The 853-nt window shown below is 68.6% G+C and carries 1 protein-coding gene; it reads right to left on the reverse strand.

The genetic code is table 11. The annotated features are described in order from the left end of the window. The coding region (locus ABEA26_RS36085; RefSeq protein ID WP_345598311.1) for a beta-ketoacyl reductase at nucleotides 1-853 on the reverse strand (853 nt) is incomplete at both ends.

Here is an 853-nt window from a genome sequence, read left to right on the forward strand (position 1 = left end):
CCCCAGGCCAGCGAGACGGCGGGCAGACCCTGCGTCCGACGCCACTGCGCAAAAGCATCCAGGAAAGCATTGGCCGCCGAGTAGTTGCCCTGACCCGGACCACCAAGCACACCCGACGCAGAGGAATACAGAATGAACGCATCCAGATCCAGACCCCGAGTGGCCTCGTGCAAGGCCAGCGCCGCATCCACCTTCGGACGGAACACCGACGCCAACCGCTCCGGCGACAACCCACCGAAGACACCGTCGTCCAAAACACCCGCCGTGTGCACCACACCCGACAGCGGCGCATCCTCCGGCACCCCCGCCAACAGACCAGCCAACGCGGCAGAGTCACCGACATCACACGCCACGACCCTCACCAACGCACCCGCACCCTCCAACTCCGCCTTCAACTCCGCAGCGCCCGACGCCCCCAACCCACGCCGACTCACCAGCACAAGACTCCGCACACCATGAACGCCCACCAAATGCCGGGCCACCACCGCACCCAACGTTCCAGTACCACCCGTGACCAGCACAGTCCCACCCTCACGGAAGACACTCCCGGACGACGAGGCCGCCGCCTGCGCCGGCAGGCGCACCAGACGCGGCACCCACACCCCACCCGACCGCACCGCCACCTCCGACTCACCCAGAGCCAACACCCCGGCCAGACCTCCCCCCACAGGCACCGGCTCATCACCCGCAACGTCCAGCAACACGATCCGGCCCGGATTCTCCACCTGCGCCGACCGCACCAGCCCCCACACCGCAGCACCCACCGGATCAACCGCACCCCACCCGGCATCCACACCCACAGCACCACGCGTCACCACCACCAGACGACGACCCGCACCCGCACCCGCACCCG

This window comes from Streptomyces marokkonensis (genome assembly GCF_039539045.1).
Classification (GTDB): domain Bacteria; phylum Actinomycetota; class Actinomycetes; order Streptomycetales; family Streptomycetaceae; genus Streptomyces; species Streptomyces marokkonensis.